Source organism: Aporhodopirellula sallentina SM41 (genome assembly GCF_000346505.1).
GTDB lineage: Bacteria > Planctomycetota > Planctomycetia > Pirellulales > Pirellulaceae > Rhodopirellula > Rhodopirellula sallentina.
The window spans coordinates 91,073-108,040 of the sequence record NZ_ANOH01000095.1 but is presented as its reverse complement, the minus strand read 5'-3'; the positions used below and the strand labels follow the sequence as shown (position 1 = coordinate 108,040).

13 protein-coding genes are annotated in these 16,968 nt (G+C 59.1%); 10 read left to right on the top strand and 3 right to left on the bottom strand.

Features of this window, described 5'->3' with window-relative positions:
- Positions 1–11 precede the first annotated feature (11 nt).
- The 9 genes from RSSM_RS05575 to rsgA all read left to right on the top strand — a co-directional run bounded on the left by RSSM_RS05575 (position 12) and on the right by rsgA (position 11,117).
- Positions 12–1,352 carry a PQQ-binding-like beta-propeller repeat protein gene (locus RSSM_RS05575; protein WP_008675467.1) on the top strand — a complete coding sequence of 447 codons (1,341 nt, stop codon included), beginning with the start codon at positions 12–14 and terminating at the stop codon, positions 1,350–1,352.
- Between the two features lie 255 nt (positions 1,353–1,607).
- Positions 1,608–2,093, top strand: coding sequence for a Fe-S cluster assembly sulfur transfer protein SufU (gene sufU, locus RSSM_RS05570; RefSeq protein WP_008675466.1), 486 nt, complete (start codon positions 1,608–1,610; stop codon positions 2,091–2,093).
- On the top strand, positions 2,093–3,373 hold the full coding sequence (locus RSSM_RS05565; RefSeq protein ID WP_008675465.1) for an aminotransferase class V-fold PLP-dependent enzyme: 1,281 nt from the start codon (positions 2,093–2,095) through the stop codon (positions 3,371–3,373). Before sufU ends, RSSM_RS05565 begins: the two co-directional genes overlap by 1 nt.
- Positions 3,370–4,737: an exodeoxyribonuclease VII large subunit gene (xseA, locus tag RSSM_RS05560; protein ID WP_008675464.1), complete on the top strand. Its 1,368-nt coding sequence runs from the start codon at positions 3,370–3,372 to the stop codon at positions 4,735–4,737. Before RSSM_RS05565 ends, xseA begins: the two co-directional genes overlap by 4 nt.
- A complete protein-coding gene (locus RSSM_RS05555) occupies positions 4,734–5,768 on the top strand; it encodes a DMT family transporter (protein ID WP_008675463.1) in 1,035 nt (344 codons plus the stop codon). Before xseA ends, RSSM_RS05555 begins: the two co-directional genes overlap by 4 nt.
- A 225-nt stretch (positions 5,769–5,993) precedes the next feature.
- Positions 5,994–6,128, top strand: coding sequence for a hypothetical protein (locus RSSM_RS35170; RefSeq protein ID WP_261340247.1), 135 nt, complete (start codon positions 5,994–5,996; stop codon positions 6,126–6,128).
- Positions 6,129–6,384: 256 nt separating this feature from the next.
- Complete coding sequence (locus RSSM_RS05545) at positions 6,385–7,791, top strand: outer membrane protein assembly factor BamB family protein (protein WP_236620963.1); 1,407 nt, start codon at positions 6,385–6,387, stop codon at positions 7,789–7,791.
- Between the two features lie 114 nt (positions 7,792–7,905).
- Entirely contained in the window at positions 7,906–9,924 is a 2,019-nt protein-coding gene (gene ftsH / locus RSSM_RS05540; protein ID WP_008675459.1) for an ATP-dependent zinc metalloprotease FtsH, read from the top strand.
- A 5-nt stretch (positions 9,925–9,929) separates the two neighbouring features.
- Positions 9,930–11,117 (top strand): ribosome small subunit-dependent GTPase A, encoded by a 1,188-nt coding sequence (gene rsgA, locus RSSM_RS05535; protein ID WP_008675458.1) that lies wholly within the window; start codon positions 9,930–9,932, stop codon positions 11,115–11,117.
- A gap of 161 nt (positions 11,118–11,278) precedes the next feature.
- On the opposite strand, the gene RSSM_RS05530 is transcribed toward rsgA, so the two are convergent.
- The 3 genes from RSSM_RS05530 to RSSM_RS05520 form a co-directional block, all read right to left on the bottom strand.
- On the bottom strand, positions 11,279–11,854 hold the full coding sequence (locus RSSM_RS05530; protein ID WP_044301257.1) for an adenine phosphoribosyltransferase: 576 nt from the start codon (positions 11,852–11,854) through the stop codon (positions 11,279–11,281).
- 535 nt (positions 11,855–12,389) lie between these two features.
- Positions 12,390–12,806: a TraR/DksA family transcriptional regulator gene (locus tag RSSM_RS05525; RefSeq protein WP_044301226.1), complete on the bottom strand. Its 417-nt coding sequence runs from the start codon at positions 12,804–12,806 to the stop codon at positions 12,390–12,392.
- Between the two features lie 512 nt (positions 12,807–13,318).
- The gene (locus RSSM_RS05520; protein WP_008675450.1) at positions 13,319–15,286 is read right to left on the bottom strand and encodes a DUF3352 domain-containing protein; all 1,968 of its coding nucleotides are present in this window, start codon (positions 15,284–15,286) and stop codon (positions 13,319–13,321) included.
- Between the two features lie 292 nt (positions 15,287–15,578).
- Here RSSM_RS05520 and RSSM_RS05515 point away from each other — a divergent pair, with 292 nt between their 5' ends.
- Positions 15,579–16,277 carry a BON domain-containing protein gene (locus tag RSSM_RS05515; protein ID WP_044301254.1) on the top strand — a complete coding sequence of 233 codons (699 nt, stop codon included), beginning with the start codon at positions 15,579–15,581 and terminating at the stop codon, positions 16,275–16,277.
- The last annotated feature ends 691 nt before the right edge of the window (positions 16,278–16,968 follow it).

The window sequence follows — 16,968 nt, the reverse complement described above, 5'->3', positions numbered from 1 at the left end:
AAAAACTGTTTATGAACTCGACGCTGCGTCTTTACGATTCAGACCCCGCGAACCCGCAACGCAATGCAGCACTGTGGTGTGTGGCCCTGTTTTTTGCTTTGACGACTTCTGCCCTGACCTTTGACGTGATGGCGGCTGATTGGCCGCAGTGGCGTGGTCCGCTGCGCGATGGTCATGCGGCGGACCAATCCTTGGCACCATCGTGGGAGAAACGCTCGCCTGGGTTGAAGTGGGAAGCCGCCAACGCCGGCGTTGGTTACAGCAGCATGTCGGTCGTCGACGGCAGACTGTATACGATGGGGGCCGATGAACAGCATTGCTACGCGATCTGTTTTGACTCGCGAAACGGCAAGCTGATTTGGAAAACGCGGGTCGCGCGTGCGGGGACCGGTTCGGACTACAGTCGCGGATGGGGCCTCGGCCCGAGGAGCACCCCGACGATCGATGGCAATCAGGCGTTCGTTCTATCGGACGTTGGTGTCGTCGCGGCGCTCAATCGCGAGAACGGTGAACTGCAGTGGAAAGTCGATCTGGTTGCCGACCACGGCGGTAGTATTCCGAAGTGGGGATACAGCGAATCGGTGTTGATCGATGGCCAACGCGTGGTCGTGACCGCCGGCGGCGAAAAGTTCATGTTGGCGTTGGATCGCGAGACCGGAGAGCTCGTTTGGAACTCCGAAGGCGTGGACGCGAACGCGCACTACGCATCGACGATGAAAGGTTCGTTCGACGGAACCGACTACTACGTCACCGCGGCGGGGGTCGGCGTGGTGGGGTTTGATTGCGAAACCGGCGAGGAGTTGTTTGAAAACACGGTGACCGGAAACGGAACCGCGACGATTCCCACTCCGCTGTTGATCGGAGACGACCGGATCTATCACACGAGCGCGTATGGAGCGGGGAACGCTCTGCTGCAGTTGTCGCGTTCGGACGGGAAGATTCTCGCGGACGCCGTTTATCACGAGAGTCGTAAATCGATGGAAAACCATCACGGCGGCGTCGTGCTGGTGGACGGAACGATTTATGGTTTCACGCGTGCCAACGGTGGCATGTGGATGGCCCAAGATTTGATGTCGGGCGAAACGTTGTGGCAAGAAAAAATTCGCGGCAACAAGAGCGGTTCGATCGCCTACGCCGACGGCCGGCTGTATTGCTACAACGACGGCGACGGCAGCGTGATTTTGGTCGAACCGAGCCGGCAGGAATGGAAACCGCTCGGCCAGATCCGTCTGCCGCGAGAAACCGAGATCCCGCGAGATCGTGGGGCGATTTGGGCTCATCCGGTAATCGCCGACCAGACGCTGTTTCTCCGCGACCAGGATTTGATTTTTGCGTTCGATATCGCAGGTTAGACATCGCAGGTGAACCGGCGGCCGGGCGAGCCGCCGGCTCGGTGGGCGTTCCTTTTTTTGCCAACTCGCGTAGAGTAACAGGGAGGGCAGAACCCCGTCAGCGTTTGTTTTCTCGCAGCCGCGTGCTCCTCCCGAACCGAATTTCGATTCTGACGTCTCAATCAATGGATCGATCGCGGCTTTCCCGCCCGCATTCGTCTCGTCGTTCGGTTTCCTTCCCGTCCATCATCCTTCAATCGATAACTTCAGAATCCGATGCCCATCCCGCAGGACGATCCGAACGATCAGGACATTTATCAAGAGCACGTCCTGGATCACTACGAAGACCCGTACAACCGGGGCCCGTTGGCTGGGGCGACCCACGCCCACGACGGAAAAAATCCGCTCTGTGGGGACAAGATTCACGTTGATCTGAGGTTGGACGAAAACGGACGCGTTGCTGAAGCGTGGTTCGAGGGCGACGGTTGCGTGATCAGTCAGGCGTCCGCGTCGATGCTGCTCGAGGAGATCGAAGGGAAAACGATCGAAGAGGTTGAGAAGTTCTCGGCCGAGGAAATGTTGAAACTGTTCGGCCCGCAGTTAACCCCCAACCGGCAAAAGTGCTGCCTGTTGAGTTGGAAAGTTTTGAAGGGGGCACTGCATCGTCCGGTCGGAACGGAAGCGGACCCCAGCAACACCGAAGAGGATGAGACGGAATCGCAGACATCGTTCGGCGGTCCGTCGCTCGGAGAGGAACAGTAATGGGATTGCTCGATACTGATTTGCTTCGCCGTGACTTCCCCGTGCTCGAGCGGGACGTCGCCGGCGGCAAGCCGTTGATCTACCTCGACAACGCGGCGTCGACGCAGCGTCCCAGGGCGGTCATCGACGCGATGGACGAATGCTATCTGCAGTATTATTCCAACGTCCATCGTGGCATTCACACGCTCAGTGAGGAATCGACAAAGGCGTTCGAATCGGCTCGCGAAACGACACGTGACTTTTTGTCGGCCTCGTCCATCGGCGAAGTCATCTTCACCGCGGGGACGACGGCCGCGATCAACACGGTGGCACGTTCGTGGGGCGACGCGAACGTCTCGTCTGGTGATGTGATTTTGCTGTTGATCAGCGAGCATCACGCGAACATCGTGCCCTGGCATCAACTCGCCGAGCGAACCGGTTGCCGGGTCGAGTTCATCCCTGTCGATGACCAGTTCGAAATCAGTGACGAGACTGTGGCCGAGTACCTCGATCGCCTGCGGCCGAAGATGTTCGCCTTCGCCGCCGCGAGCAATACGCTGGGCAGTGAATATCCCGTCAAAAAATGGACGGCGATGGCTCACGAGCATGACGCGACGGTTCTGATCGACGCGGCTCAGGCGGCACCTCACCAAGAGATCGATGTTCGCGATTGGGACGCGGAGTTTGTCGTCTTCAGCGGACACAAAGTTTGCGGCCCGACCGGGATCGGTGTCCTGTACGGAAAAGAAACGATCTTGAACGCGATGCCTCCGTTCCTCGGCGGTGGCGGGATGATCATGAACGTCACGACCGACGGATTCACGACGCAGGATTTGCCCGAGAAGTTTGAAGCCGGGACGCCTCCGATTGTCGAAGCGATCGGTTTGGCGGCGGCGTTGAAGTATCTCAAGTCGATCGGGATGGAAAACATCCATGCCCACGAACGCATCCTCGGTGCGCGTGCCGACGCCGGGTTGCGAGCGATCGACGGCGTTCGCGTGATCGGGCCCGGACCCGAGAAAAAAGGGGGCATCAATAGTTTTGTGATCGAAGGCGTGCATGCTCATGACGTGTCGGCGTTCCTTGACGGACGCGGCGTTGCCGTGCGAGCCGGCCATCACTGCACCATGCCACTACATCAAGCTCTCGGTGTGACGGCGACGTCCCGGGCGAGTTGCTACCTCTACAACACGGTCGAAGAGGTCGATGAGCTGATCGCCGCGGTAGCCGACGTGCGAGCAAAATTCGCGCGGACGGGCCGGCGTCGTCGCTCGCGTCGATCGGTTGAATCGAACGCATGACCGCCGACCCGCAGCAACTGCCGTTTGACTTTGGCGGCGACGATGGCGAACCGGCAGAGAGCGGTCCCGATCGCGCTCCTGTGAAAAAAGCCGCTCGCAAGAAGCGTGTGACCGCTGCGAAGTCCTCCGGTACCGCGGTCAACAAACCGTTGGTTGCAAAAAAGAAGGAAGCCGCCACGGCCGAAGAAGCGCTCAGCATCAGCGACGTCACGCAGCGGATCAAACGGGTCGTCGAATCGTCGTTGTCGAGCCTGTGGGTCGCCGGCGAGATCACCGACATCGCGAGACCTCGCAGCGGCCATTTGTACTTCACGCTCAAAGACGACCGTTCGCAACTCCGCGGTGTGATGTGGCGGAGCGTCGCTGAGCGGTTGCCGTTCGATCTCGACGACGGGCAGAGCCTGCTGTGTTACGGCGACATCGAAGTCTACGCGGCGCGTGGTTCGGTGCAGATGGTGGTGAAAAAATGCCAACCGCAAGGCATGGGCGCCTTGCAGCTCGCCTTTGCTCAGTTGCAGGCGAAGCTCGAGTCGGAAGGTTTGTTCGCTGTCGAACGGAAACGGCCGTTGCCGCGTGTGCCGCGAAAGATCGCGATCGTTTCGAGCCCGACCGGCGCGGCGATCCGCGATTTCCTACAAGCCGCCGCGTCGCGACATGCGGGCGTGGAAATTGTCTTGATTCCCGCCAGCGTGCAGGGCCCCGGCAGCGTTGACATGTTGGTCGAAGGGATCGCCGCGGCGCATCGTCTCGACCCGCTGCCGGACGTTTTGATCGTGTCACGTGGTGGCGGTTCACTCGAAGATCTTTGGTCGTTCAACGAGGAAAAATTCGTGCGGGCGCTTTCGCGTTCGCGAATTCCGACCGTGTCGGCGGTGGGCCACGAGATCGACGTCACGTTGTCCGACCTCGTCGCCGACGTGCGTGCGTTGACACCGACCGATGCGGCGACCCGGGTGTTGCCCGATCGTGAGGTGTTGGTCGATGTTCTCGACGCGCTCGACGGGGTGATGCGGCGGTCGCTGTATCGCAGGATCGAATCCTCGCGCCAGCGTCTGAGTTGGATCGAGTCGCGGCCGCTCTTCAGAAACCCGTACGAAATCGTTCTCAACCGCAGTCGCGTGGTCGATGAACTCGATGAGCGGGCGCGTTCGGTGATGCGGCGACGTCTCGAACAGAACCGCAGTCGGCTCGGGCAACTCGCCGCATCCGTCTCGGCGTTGTCTCCGCTGAGCGTGCTGTCGCGTGGGTACAGCGTGACGCAAACCGAAGACGGCCGCGTCGTTCGCGCGGCCGACGATGTTCAAACCGGTCAAACGATTCGCAGCCGCGTCGCCGATGGCGTGATCGAGTCGACAGTCAAATGAGTGAGGCGACACAGGCCAACGCAGAACCGATCGCGAATTGGGGCGAGCGGTTCTGCGGTCACGTCATTCGTCCGGGGATCGTGTTCGGCGTCACGTGTGGATTTCTGTCGGCGGTGCTTTACACGTTGGCAAACATTTCGCTGCGGCAGGTTGTTTCGGTCGACGCGTTCTTGGTCGCGGCGGTGAAGGCGATTCCCACGGTCGTGTGTTTGACCCCTTTTTTGATCGCGTTGAAGATACGTGGCCAAGCGGTCGGCGGTGGCAAGTGGTTGATCCCGCAATTTGTCGTGACCAGTTTGCTCGGCCAGGTCGGCGGCAATGCGTCGTTCCAAGTCGCACTCGGGATGGTCGGGCTCGCTACCGCGGTGCCGATCACGTTGGGAGCCTTGTTGATCGGCAGCGCGATCGTTGGCCGGTTTTTGTTGGGCGAAACGGTCAACCGCCGGACCGCAATCGCGATGGCAGTATTGATGGTCGCCGTCGTGATGCTGTCGCAGTCCGGGCATCCCGATCCGGAAGCGGCGAATTGGGGTGGCGATCAGTCCGAGGCCGGTGTGGCGATGCAGCGATGGATTGGTGCGGGGTTCGCTGTTTTTTCAGGTTTGTGTTTCGCAGTGTTCACGTCGATCATGCGTTTCAATATGCAGCGGGGCATGCAGGCGGTCACCGCGATGTGGATCAGCGGCGTGGTGGGCGCGACCGCGTTGTTCGCCCTCGTGGCGGCTCGCGGCGGGGTGACGGAAATGACGCAGATTCCCGCGTCGCTTTGGTGGTCAATGTTTGCTGCCGGGTTGTTCAATTTCTTGGCGTTCATCGCGATTACCACGGCGATGAAGGCGTTGCCGATCGTTGCGGTTCACTTGCTCAACGCGTCCCAGGTGGCGATGGCGGCGATCGCGGGCGTTGTTTTGTTTACCGAGCCGATCACGGCGACGTTGGTGATCGGAATCTCGCTGACGATGACGGGTTTGATGGTGCTCGCCCGGCGACGACCGCGATCGGGAGGCCAGATGGAACCCGTTGACGCGTGAACACGGCAGATGTGAGCCGAACCGATTACTCGATCGAGTCGTGCCGCATTCTTCGGCGGACTTTGGCAAAAGTATTCTGGCGTTGTGACTTTCGGCAACGGATGTAGCAATCAGGCAGGCGGACGCCAACAAAAATCGGATTCATTGGGGAACCACAAACGCCCGCTACTGGTACGCGTTCCGTCATTGCTTCACAATAAGCGGCTATGCGTCGAACCCGTCCGAATGACCCGGCCTATCCGAACACCAAACCAGCCCGACACGCTGACCTATCCGATATCGCAGTGGATCGATTCACCGCTTCTCGTTGTGTCGGCTTTCATCCGCGATCGGTTTCCCGCCCACTTTGCCCCCGCCTGATAGACGCGAGCAACAATGAGCGGATAACGATGAGCGGATAACGATGAGTGGATGCTGAGTTCTTCGACAGGGTGAGTTCTTCGAAAGGCTGTTCACCGGATCGTCCGTCGCACCTACTGTTCAATCCTTCCATTTCCCTCCCTTCGATCTCCCGCTCATCCATATCCCGCCCAGCCATCTCCTGCCCAGCCATCTCCTGCCCAGCCATCTCCTGCCTGCCTTCCGCCCCAAAGATAAAAGAGGATCGAGAATGTTCATGACTTCTGCCCAAAAGATGATCGCTCGTTTGAATCCGTCCCGTTCGATTTCGGCAAAAATCGCGACGGGGAGTTTGGTGCTTTGCTCGGCGTTTGCGACCGCGGTCTGTGACGCTAGCGACGCAACCACCGTGGCGGCCTCCGGTGCACCGCAGAACGCAACCGGGCAGGACGAATCGACCGTTTGGCCACAGTGGCGTGGGCCTTCGCAGCAAGGTGTCTCGCCCGAAGGAACGTTGCCGAAGAAATGGAACGAAGAGTCGTCCTCGCGAGTTGAAATTCCTGGATCCGGCGGCAGCACACCTGTGGTCGTCGGCGACACGGCGTTCCTGACCAGCGGTGTCGAAGGCAAGAACGTGCTCTTTGCGATTGACGTCAATGAACCCCGCATCGTTTGGCAGGTTCCGATGGGAACGGACCGTGGAAACAAACACCGTAAAGGCAGCGGCAGCAACCCGTCGCCGGTTACCGACGGAGAGCACGTGGTTGCATATTTCCGCAGCGGAGATTTGTCGTGCGTGAACCTGTCCGGTGAAGTCCTTTGGACCCACAACCTGCAGGATGAGTTCGGCGAAGATTCGCTGTGGTGGGACCTTGGCTCCTCGCCTTTGTTGGTGGAGTCGATGGTGGTGATTCCAGTCATGCAAACCGGGCCGAGCTATCTGGTTGCGTTCGATATCAGTACCGGCGAGATGAAATGGAAAACCGACCGCATGACCGATGCACCTGAAGAAGCCGCCCAGAGCTACACGACCCCGGTCGCGATCGAAGTCAACGGACGTCCGGCTGTCGCGGTCATGGGGGCCGACCACTTGACCATCAACGACGCCACCGACGGAAAAGAAATCGGACGGCTCGGTGGGTTCAACCCCGAAGGTCAAAAGTTCTTTCGCTCGATCGCGTCGCCGGTCGCCGAGGGGAATCTGGTTTTTTGCCCTTACTCTCGCGGGGCAACCCTGACCGCGGTCGATATTGAGAAACTGGTCGCCGGCGAAGGCAAAGACGCGATCGTTTGGTTCCGCGACGACATCGGCAGCGACGTACCGACCCCTGCGGTCCGTGACGGCGTATTGTATGTGGTCTCCGACGCCAAGCACGACAAAGGAACCGTCTATGCTCTCGCAGCAAAATCGGGCGAGACCCTGTGGAGCCTTCGATTGCCCCGCAGCCGCCGCAGTTACAGCAGTTCGCCACTGATTTCGGGCGATCACCTGTACGTCACTGGCGAAAACGGGCATACCTCCGTGATCGGGCCTCTCGGGGGGGCCGACGATTCGGCCGCACCGCCCGTTTTGGCAACCAATGAAGTCGCGGATGACGAAGACTATACCGTCGCCAGCCCCGTCGATTTGGGCGACCGTTTAGGGCTGCGGACGAAAAACTTTCTGTACATCATCGGGAACTAAAAAGACTCGGTTGGCCGTATTTTCGAATTCCCGGTACACTCCTTGCTACACTCACGCAGCGAATGCCAAAACGGCTCGTTCATAGAAGAGCCTAAGACACGATAGGAACACAATATGGCCAAGGACTCCGAGTCCCCCTCGAAACAACCGACTGATCAGGATGGTGGTCGACGCGGTGGCAATCCGATCATGATTGCCCTCGTGATTGCCGCACTCGCCGCGATTCTCTTTGCCAATCGGCCCGACGATCGTTCAACGATTTCCGCGAGTTTTTTCCAGGAGCAACTGGAAAAGAAGAACGTTGAGTCGGTCGAGATCGGCGATTTGGAAGTTTCAGGGAAATTCCGCATTCGGCCCGAAAAACCGTTCCCGAAAGAGAAAAACGTCGACGAGGACACGAAGAAAGAACTTTATTCGAAAGAGTTCGTCTTCACCCGCCCGGCCGGCAACGAGTACGCGAGTGCTCTGGAAAAACGCCTCAAGGAAATGGGCGTCGAGGACTACGAGTTCAAAAAGCCTGACTCGACCGCGGCAATTCTGCAGATCCTGTTGATGCTGGTTCTGCCGCTGGGGATTCTGTTTTTGATCTTCACGTTGATTCGCCGCAGCCGCAACGAAATGATGGGGGGCGGGGGATTCCTTTCGGGATTCAGCAAGAGTCCTGCGAAAAGATTCGAAGCGACTGACAAGATCATCACATTCGACGACGTCGCGGGCCTGCAGGGCGTGAAGGCTGACCTCGAAGAGATCGTTGATTACCTCAAAACGCCAGACAAATTCTCGCGTTTGGGCGGGCAAGTTCCCAAGGGCGTTTTGCTCAACGGACCTCCGGGTACCGGGAAAACGTTGCTCGCGAGAGCCGTCGCCGGTGAGGCGGACGTGCCGTTCTACAGCGTCAACGGTAGTGAATTCATTCAAATGTTCGTCGGCGTCGGTGCGAGCCGCGTGCGTGACTTGTTCAAAACCGCGAAAGAGCATTCCCCGTCGATCATCTTCATCGACGAAATCGATGCGGTCGGTCGCCAACGCGGTGCCGGTCTCGGCGGTGGGCACGACGAACGCGAACAAACCCTGAACCAAATTCTCGGCGAAATGGACGGTTTCTCCGGTTCGCACGCGGTGATTGTGATCGCGGCGACGAACCGACCTGACGTTCTCGACCCGGCGCTTCTTCGTCCGGGGCGTTTCGACCGTCACATCACCGTGGGCCGTCCGACGATGAAGGGTCGCGAGGAGATCTTCAAAGTCCACGTCCGTGATGTGCCATTGGCCGACGATGTCGACCTGAAACGTTTGGCGGCCGGGACGGTCGGTTTGACCGGTGCGGACATCCGAAACATGGTCAACGAGGCCGCTCTTTGGGCGGCCCGTCAAGACAAGAAAGTGGTCGAGATGGTCGACTTCGACTTCGCCCGCGACAAGATCCTGATGGGGGCCAAACGCGAGGAAGTTCTGCAGGAAGACGAAAAGGAAAAGACTGCTTATCACGAAGCCGGGCACACGCTCACGGCGTGGCATCTCGAGGGGTCACACATTGTTCACAAGGTTACGATTATTCCTCGTGGACGTGCCCTCGGTGTGACGCAGTACGTGCCCAACGAAGACCGGTTGAGTATGAGCAAAAAGGAGCTCGATCATCAATTGATCGTGCTTCTGGGCGGCCGTGCCGCAGAGAAAATCATCTACAACGAAACCTGCGTCGGTGCCGAAAATGACCTCGAACGGGCAACGAGCATCGCCCGCCGGATGGTCACGCATTGGGGCATGAGCCCGAAGATCGGTCCGGTCAGTTACAAGACCAGCGATGAGGATCCGTTCCTCGGTCGCGAGATTCACCAACAACGTCAATTCAGTGAACACACTCAAGAACTGATTGACGAAGAGGTGGCTCGCATCTTGCTCGAAGCCGATCAGAAGGCGGAGCAGTTGCTGAGAGAGCATCGCGATGAACTCGAGAAGATCACACGCGGTCTGCTCGAACGTGAGGAGCTCAGTGAAAGCGAGTTGACCGAATTGATCGGGCCGTCGATCCACAAACGCAAAGGCGACCGCGACGGCAAGATCGAACAGATCATGGCTCCGGAAGGTGTGGCCGAGCGGAGTTCAAACGCCCCGGTGCCTAGTGAAGACTAGTTTCCTTGGCTAAGAAAAAAGGCAAGCTGCGGGCGGAGTTTCGAAAGAAGCATCAAGGCCGGGTCCGCAAACGCGACCTGACTCGGGAGTTCCGTGATGATGTGTCGTCACGGATCGACGATGTCGAACAGGGCGAACGCCTTTCCGGCAAAGGCGAATTGACCCGACGGCGAACGATCGCCGGTGCGGACAACGCCTCCGCCGGTTCAGACGCGTTGCAGGTCAATGTGCGTGTCGACGAATCGCAACTCACCCATGGTCGTGTCCTCAGCGTTCATGGGCTGCAGAGTAAAGTCCTTGCCGACGACGGACGGTTGTACGCCTGCGCCGTTCGTCAGGTGCTCAAGTCGTTGGCGACCGATCAACGCGGCGTGGTCGTCGCAGGCGATCGCGTTTGGTTTCGAACCGAAGCCCGCGACGGGGACGGCGGTCAAACAGCCCGCCGTGCCGATGAGGTCGTGACGGCCGACGGGATGATCGAACGGATCGAACCTCGTCACGGGATCATTTGCCGGACCAGTCGCGGGAAGCAACATGTTATTGTTGCAAATGTGGACGCGATGCTGATCATCGCGAGTGCCGCCGAACCGGGGATCAAGCCTGTATTGATCGACCGAATGTTGTTGACCGCCGCGCAGTGTGAGATCGAACCGGTTGTCGTGATCAACAAAATCGATTTGGTCGACCCGGTGCATCTGCAATCGCTCGTTGGTGTCTACGCGTCGTTGGGATACCGCGTGTTGCCGACGTCGGCGACGACCGGGCAAAACATCGAATATCTCAAAGCCTTCCTGAGCAACCGACAAACCGCGTTGGCAGGACAGAGCGGTGTGGGAAAGAGCAGCCTGCTCAACGCGATCGAGCCTGGTTTGGCCCTCGCGGTCTCCTCGGTCAGTACGGAGAACAGCAAGGGGCGGCACACGACCACGGCGGCGAAATTAATCCCGCTCGAAGAGGGTGGCGCGGTTTTCGACACGCCCGGCATTCGGCAATTTCAACTGTGGGACATCCAAGCCACCGAGGTTGCCGGATTGATGCCGGACCTGCGTCCCTACGTGAGCGGTTGTCGGTATCCGAACTGTTTGCACCTGCACGAAGACGATTGTGCGGTCAAAGACGCCGTCGCTGACGGACGAATCGACGCCCGTCGCTATGACGCATACTGCCACCTCCTCGAAGACGACCTGTTGTAGACGTCTTCGAGAGTCTCTGGAGGCACAGGGTTTCTTGAATACAGAGTGTTCTTGAATACAGAGTGCTGACACGCTGTGGAGGTGATTCCATCCGGTTTGGCGTGCGTGGCATCTCTGCGTGAACCGCCGGGGATGCCCCCGGCGGGAACCAAACGGGTTTGCTAAACGCTCGGCCCAGGCATCTCGTTTTGGATGCTGAGTTCCTGTTCCTTGTCGTCGCCGCCGTACTTCAGCACGCTGTGGACGTCGTAAGGTTCCATGCGAGCTTCGCCGCCGAGCGCTTCCAGGTGGATTAAAAAGGAGCAGCCAACAATTTTGGCTTCGCATTTTTCTAGCAGTCGCAAACAGGCTTCCACCGTGCCGCCGGTGGCGAGCAGATCGTCGACAATCAGGACGCGTTGGCCCGGTTTGATTCCGTCGACATGGATTTGCAGTTCGTCGGTACCGTATTCGAGTTGGTAGGCGAACGAATGCAGGTCAAAGGGAAGTTTGCCTGGTTTGCGGATCGGAACGAATCCGGCGTTGAGTCGCATGGCCAACGGTGTGCCGAAGATGAATCCGCGAGCCTCAGCGGCGGCAACGACATCGATGTCCGAATCCAAAAAGGGTTCCGCCATCGCGTCTACGGCCGCGGTGAGGGCCTGGGGATCGGCGAGCAGCGGAGTGATATCGCGGAAAAGAATTCCCGGTTTGGGGTAATCCGGAATGTCGCGAACGTATGACCGTAGGTCCGTCATGGCAATTGTCTTTCTCGGAGTGAGGCAATGGAGAAGAATTCCGACCCCAAAACGATAACGATACAACCGCTCCGAATCGAGCGGGTTGCCACGATTGTAGATGGCGGAGGGAGCAACCTTCTCCGCGATTTCACGAACGTGGGAGTTTGTCGGGGGCGTGTTTTGACAAACGGCCGGGCCTTCAGCCCTCGCGTTCATTCGGTCCGCCGATCGACCCAGCCCTTCAGGCTGGGCTAGACAAACTGTTGGGCCGTTGGCCCGGGGAGCTCTCAGGGGCAACTCCCCGTCCGTTTGCTTAGCCCAGGGCAACGCCCTGGTTGGTTGGCGTCGCCGCGTAACCGGAGGGCCAACGGTTCGTCTCGCGTTCATTCGGTCCGCCGACCGACCCAGCCCTTCAGGCTGGGCTAGACAAAGTGCTGGGCCGTTGGCCCGGAGAGACCGACCCAGCCTTCTGGCTGGGCTGGCTAAATTGTTGAGGTCGTTGGCCTGGGCCGATTATCCGTCAATCGCCTTCAAACGGCGTGTGAAAACACGATCAGACCGTGTCGGCTTCGCTCATGTCGAAGATGCGATTCCATGGTACGGCGGCGGACGAGCTGTCGGTGCCACGTTCGGCTGCTCGGCGGCAATCGATGCAGTCACTCGCGTAGGGGATTGCGCGAAGGCGGTTCAGGGGAATCGGTTTGCCGCAGTCTTCACAGTTGCCGTAGGTTCCTGCGTCGAACTTCTCGATCGCCTCTTCGATCGCCGTCAATTCGCGGCTTTCGACTTCCACCAATTGGCTGTTCAGTTCGTCTTGGACGGTGTCGGCAGCCGCGTCGAGTGGGTCGCCAGTCTTCTGTTGGTGCAACTCACGCAGCAAACTGAGGTCTCCCGCCAATGCCTTCCGCAGTGCATCACGACGGCGGACCAACGTGACACGCATTTTTTGGAGAGATTCTTTTCTAGTCATAGGAAAACCTTTCAAACAGACGGGTGACGTCCGGGGTGAACCGCAAATTCTGCCCCGCGGTAACTGATCAGACGCTCGAGAACGTATCAGAGTTCGCTCCGCGGGAACCGATATTGGTGCAGCCGAATCCGAAAATCATGGGTTCTTCACCGGCAGCTCATTTGCCTCAATGGCAGGCAATGGAGGTCTCGCCGAAGCAAGATTAGACGTCGAGGAGGAGTTTCAAGCCTAAAAAGCTGGCAAATCTGCACCGCGATCCCGTCAACGCAACGGTTGTGCCGAAAATGCTAACTTCTCGCCGAAGAAATTTTGCCGATGTTTCGACGGCGGACAGGACATTTCCAAAAGCTAACTCTCGCTAACGAGGGGTTCCTGGCCCTGGTTCCGCCGCAATGTGAACATGTGGCCCCTTGGCAGGCTTTCAGGGGAAACGGACCCGCGCAGGTCTCGGCCGAGAAATCTGCTTTCTCCGCGAAAACCCGTAGGAAGGACGCCCTCAGTTGCCAGTGTGTCTACTCGAGTGGACGCAGCGTCATGAGGCCAAAATGGAGTCCTCCGGGCTCGTCATAGCCGAATCCACCGCTGACGTTGAAATATTTCCGCAGCTCATCGAACGGCGGCAGCTTCTGTCGGTTGAGCAGATCGGCGAATTTCGCGATGACGGGATTGTTCTCGCCCCGACGGCTCAGCGTGCCGGCGAACTCGTCGGACCCGGCCATGTTGTAGAGCACCCGATAGCTGTCAGCGTCCCGTGCGAAGTTAAGTACGAACGGCTTCTCCCCACCGAGCTTCGCCCCGAGTTCGGAGAGCAACAGTTCGTAGTCGGTGTCGTCGATCAGTCGCGGTGTCTTCCCCGAGCGAGCACGGAGGACCTGTTCGACCAGCTCGCGGCTGTCGGCCAACACAAGATAGTCGTCGATCAGGAAGACGCTGCGTTCGGGCGTCCTCAGGGTGTTGGGCAGTTTCCGGCGATTCGCCAGGAAGTAGACCTCGGCGCCGCCGACGTTTTCCGCACGCATGTCGGATGCCGGCAGTTTGGTTTTGGCGCGTTGGAGCAATTCGCGAGCCTTCTCCACATCGCGAACCTGCAACGCATCGAGCCTCGCGACCGCGTTCCAAGCGGCGGGCAACTGATAGCGTTGCACACCGACGTACCGGCCGGTGAGGTTGGGGATCACCTCTTCTTTGAGACTGATGTCGAGCCTCGCTTGGATGCGGTCTTCGGCGAACCGGTCAAAACTGCCTTCGCCGGCGAAGCGGTCGACGATTTGAGTCAGGTTGTCCGTCGCGGTCGCAATGTCCCATTGCGCGGTCATGTAGCTGGTTGCGTCGGCGGGAACCCATTCCGGCGGCGTCGGGTCGACTTCCTCGGGCCGGATCACCCCAAAGAAACCGTCTCGCGGCGGATTGATGACAATGTGCGCGTGGATGATTCCTTCGATAACCTCGCCGCCTCGGAAAATGCTGCCGCCGATCCCACGGATCTTGTCCGCACCGAGCGTCTCGACGATTGGCATGATGAAGAACGCAGAGCCCGAACGGCTGATGATCTTTTCCGCGATCGCGTAGGGGTGAACGAAAAATGTGATCTGAGGCGTTTCTGCTTCCGCCCCGATCGAACGCGTCATGACGGAACCGAAGTCGGGATTGCTCGACAAGTTGCCACTGATCTCGACAAGTTTGCTGTCGGTGTCTTTCGCTTCCTCGGCGGCTTCCTTGCGATTGCGTGGTGCGTCGGAATCGTTCCACCGTTCGAGAACATCGGCTGCGGCACGTCGGCCGAGTCCGATCACGAACATACCGTCGCGTTGGAACCACTCGGTTTGTTGGCCACCGCGGGCACGCCGCCAAGTCGTCAGCGAATGGTCGCCGATTTTTTCGGTGTCGCTCACAAATTGATTGCGTTGCGAGAGTTCGCCGATTTGTTCGAGAAGTTCATTCATCCGCGCCGATGACGTGTTGTCTTTGCCTGTTTCGACCATCAACACGACCGCGAACCGGTTTTGTTGGCGACGTTGGCGTTGCAACCGGCGAGCGATTTCTTCGTCAGTTTCCGGTTCCTCTTCTGGTCCGCGTGACGGTTTTGCGGGTTCGGCCTCCGGCGGTGCTCCGGGGACCAACGCGATTGCGACTTGGCCTTGCGGGATCGACAGCAGTTCATCCAGAGACAAACCGATCTGCGATGCGAATTCCTCGAGCGTGGCGCTGAGGGTTTGGTACGTGTCCGAAACGAACGGCTGCATCGCGGGATCGTCGAGCATCTGGCCGAGCGACGAGCGTGCGAAACCTACTTTCAAATCCGCTACATTGCGGATGCGAACGTACGCGTACGTGTCCGACGGCAGCAACCGCGACGCGGGCGGCACGGCGGATTCAAATTCGAGTTCCTGTCCCCCTCGCTGGTCCCGGGCATCGCGACTGGCGAGACCAGTTTGTGCCCAGGTTGGGGAAGAAGTGATCGAAACGGTTAGGGCGATCATGCCGGCGAACGATACGGATAACCATCGCGACCGGCAGGGAATAGAACGCATGTGCATGTGATTTTCAATCCAAACAGAGGTCAAACTGTCGGTGGGGAGATTAGAATGATGAGCCAACCGATAGGCACAGAAACTTGGCCGAGAGGGCGGTGTTTTAATAACGATGTTGGAAACAGTGCTATCGCCAACGTCCGCCTCCACTTCCGCCGAAACTCGAGCCGCCGATCGAAATGCATTCGAAGCGGCCGTTTGGATCTTGGCAAAAAGCGAACCTAACCGAGCAAAAGAACAGATGATATATCCAATTTCAACCACCGGTCGTCCATCGCTCGCAATCCTCGCGGCCGCAGTGCTCGCGGCCGCAGTGCTCGCCGTCGCTGCCAGCACGACGCCCGCTTTCGCCCAGCAACAGACCACCGACCAAGGTAACCAGCAGGAAGCCGGCGGAACGCTGACGCCTGAGGAAGCGTTTTCTGGCGGGATCGAGCGGACCGGCGTCGTTGGTCAGTCCACCGCCGCCCCGGTCGGAGCCAGTGCCGCGTCCACCGCCAATTCGGCGGGCGCCGGCGGGACGGGAGGACGAAGCACGTTCGGTGGCGGTTTCGGCGGTGGCATGGGGGCCGCGTTCGGAAACCTGTTCAATAACAACGCCAACAGTAGCAGTAGTTCGACGCCGCCGATTCGAACCCGGTTGCGAAGCGGAGTGCAGATTCCGGCCGGCACGATGGCCAATCGTGTGTCGCGTCAGGTGTCTGCACAGAGCCGATTCCAAAGTGCCGGAACGCTGCAGCCCCGGGGACAAGGCTTGGCCGGAGTGGCCGGTGGCTACGCGGGGAATCCTTACTCCGGTGTGAATGTCCAGTTGGAAAGCGGCACCGCGGTCCTGCAGGGCAGCGTTGCCAGCGAAAAAGATCGCCGCATGAGCGAATTGTTGATGCGACTCGAACCCGGCGTTTCCAGCGTCCAAAACCGAATCAGCGTCGCTCCGTGAGTAGCCTGGCAGGCGATGCGTCTCGATCAGGAATGGGGATTCCGGGCCGTAGCGAAAGTCGCCGAGACTTTCGGTGAATCACGATCACAGCCGAAACTCTTGGCGGGCTGTTGATTTATTCGTTTAACGGCAATACCGTTCAATGAAGCACCGGGTTGTGGCGTTTTCGTTTAACCGGTAGCCGTAGGCGACGCTTGACGGAACACAACCTACCCTTCGGGCACGGGTTAAACGAAAATTGAACGGTATTGCGTTTAACGGTCAGCCAAAGGCGACCTACTTGCCACAGCGCGTCGCCTACGGCTACCGGTTAAACGAAAACAGGTTGACTCTCGATCAAATCGACAAACCGTCGGCGAGTTTCGCTACCCGAAAATGAAGCTTTGACGCGCCACTTGCGAGTTGTTGAGAATGCGGTAGCCGATTTCGCCAGACTTGAGGCGACTGATATTCGGGCCAGTCCAGCTACCACGATCGCGCATGTCGAGCTGGATCCCTCGGACTTCCCTCACGGAGTTCGGGCTCTCCGAGACCGAGACCATCCTGTAAATCTCTTTACCCAATAACTCTCCTCCGCCCCCGCTCTCCTCCGCCGCCAATCTCTCCGCCCGCCCAATCTCTCCGCCCGCCCAATCTCCTCCTCCCGCCCAATCTCCTCCGCCCGCCCAATCTCCTCCGCCCGCTTCGAGCA

Coding starts and splice junctions, on each gene's coding strand:
- RSSM_RS05575 (WP_008675467.1), top strand. CDS start 12: ATGAACTCGACGCTGCGTCTTTACGATTCAGACCCCGCGAACCCGCAA.
- sufU (WP_008675466.1), top strand. CDS start 1,608: ATGCCCATCCCGCAGGACGATCCGAACGATCAGGACATTTATCAAGAG.
- RSSM_RS05565 (WP_008675465.1), top strand. CDS start 2,093: ATGGGATTGCTCGATACTGATTTGCTTCGCCGTGACTTCCCCGTGCTC.
- xseA (WP_008675464.1), top strand. CDS start 3,370: ATGACCGCCGACCCGCAGCAACTGCCGTTTGACTTTGGCGGCGACGAT.
- RSSM_RS05555 (WP_008675463.1), top strand. CDS start 4,734: ATGAGTGAGGCGACACAGGCCAACGCAGAACCGATCGCGAATTGGGGC.
- RSSM_RS35170 (WP_261340247.1), top strand. CDS start 5,994: ATGACCCGGCCTATCCGAACACCAAACCAGCCCGACACGCTGACCTAT.
- RSSM_RS05545 (WP_236620963.1), top strand. CDS start 6,385: ATGACTTCTGCCCAAAAGATGATCGCTCGTTTGAATCCGTCCCGTTCG.
- ftsH (WP_008675459.1), top strand. CDS start 7,906: ATGGCCAAGGACTCCGAGTCCCCCTCGAAACAACCGACTGATCAGGAT.
- RSSM_RS05530 (WP_044301257.1), bottom strand. CDS start 11,854: ATGACGGACCTACGGTCATACGTTCGCGACATTCCGGATTACCCCAAA.
- RSSM_RS05525 (WP_044301226.1), bottom strand. CDS start 12,806: ATGACTAGAAAAGAATCTCTCCAAAAAATGCGTGTCACGTTGGTCCGC.
- RSSM_RS05520 (WP_008675450.1), bottom strand. CDS start 15,286: ATGATCGCCCTAACCGTTTCGATCACTTCTTCCCCAACCTGGGCACAA.
- RSSM_RS05515 (WP_044301254.1), top strand. CDS start 15,579: ATGATATATCCAATTTCAACCACCGGTCGTCCATCGCTCGCAATCCTC.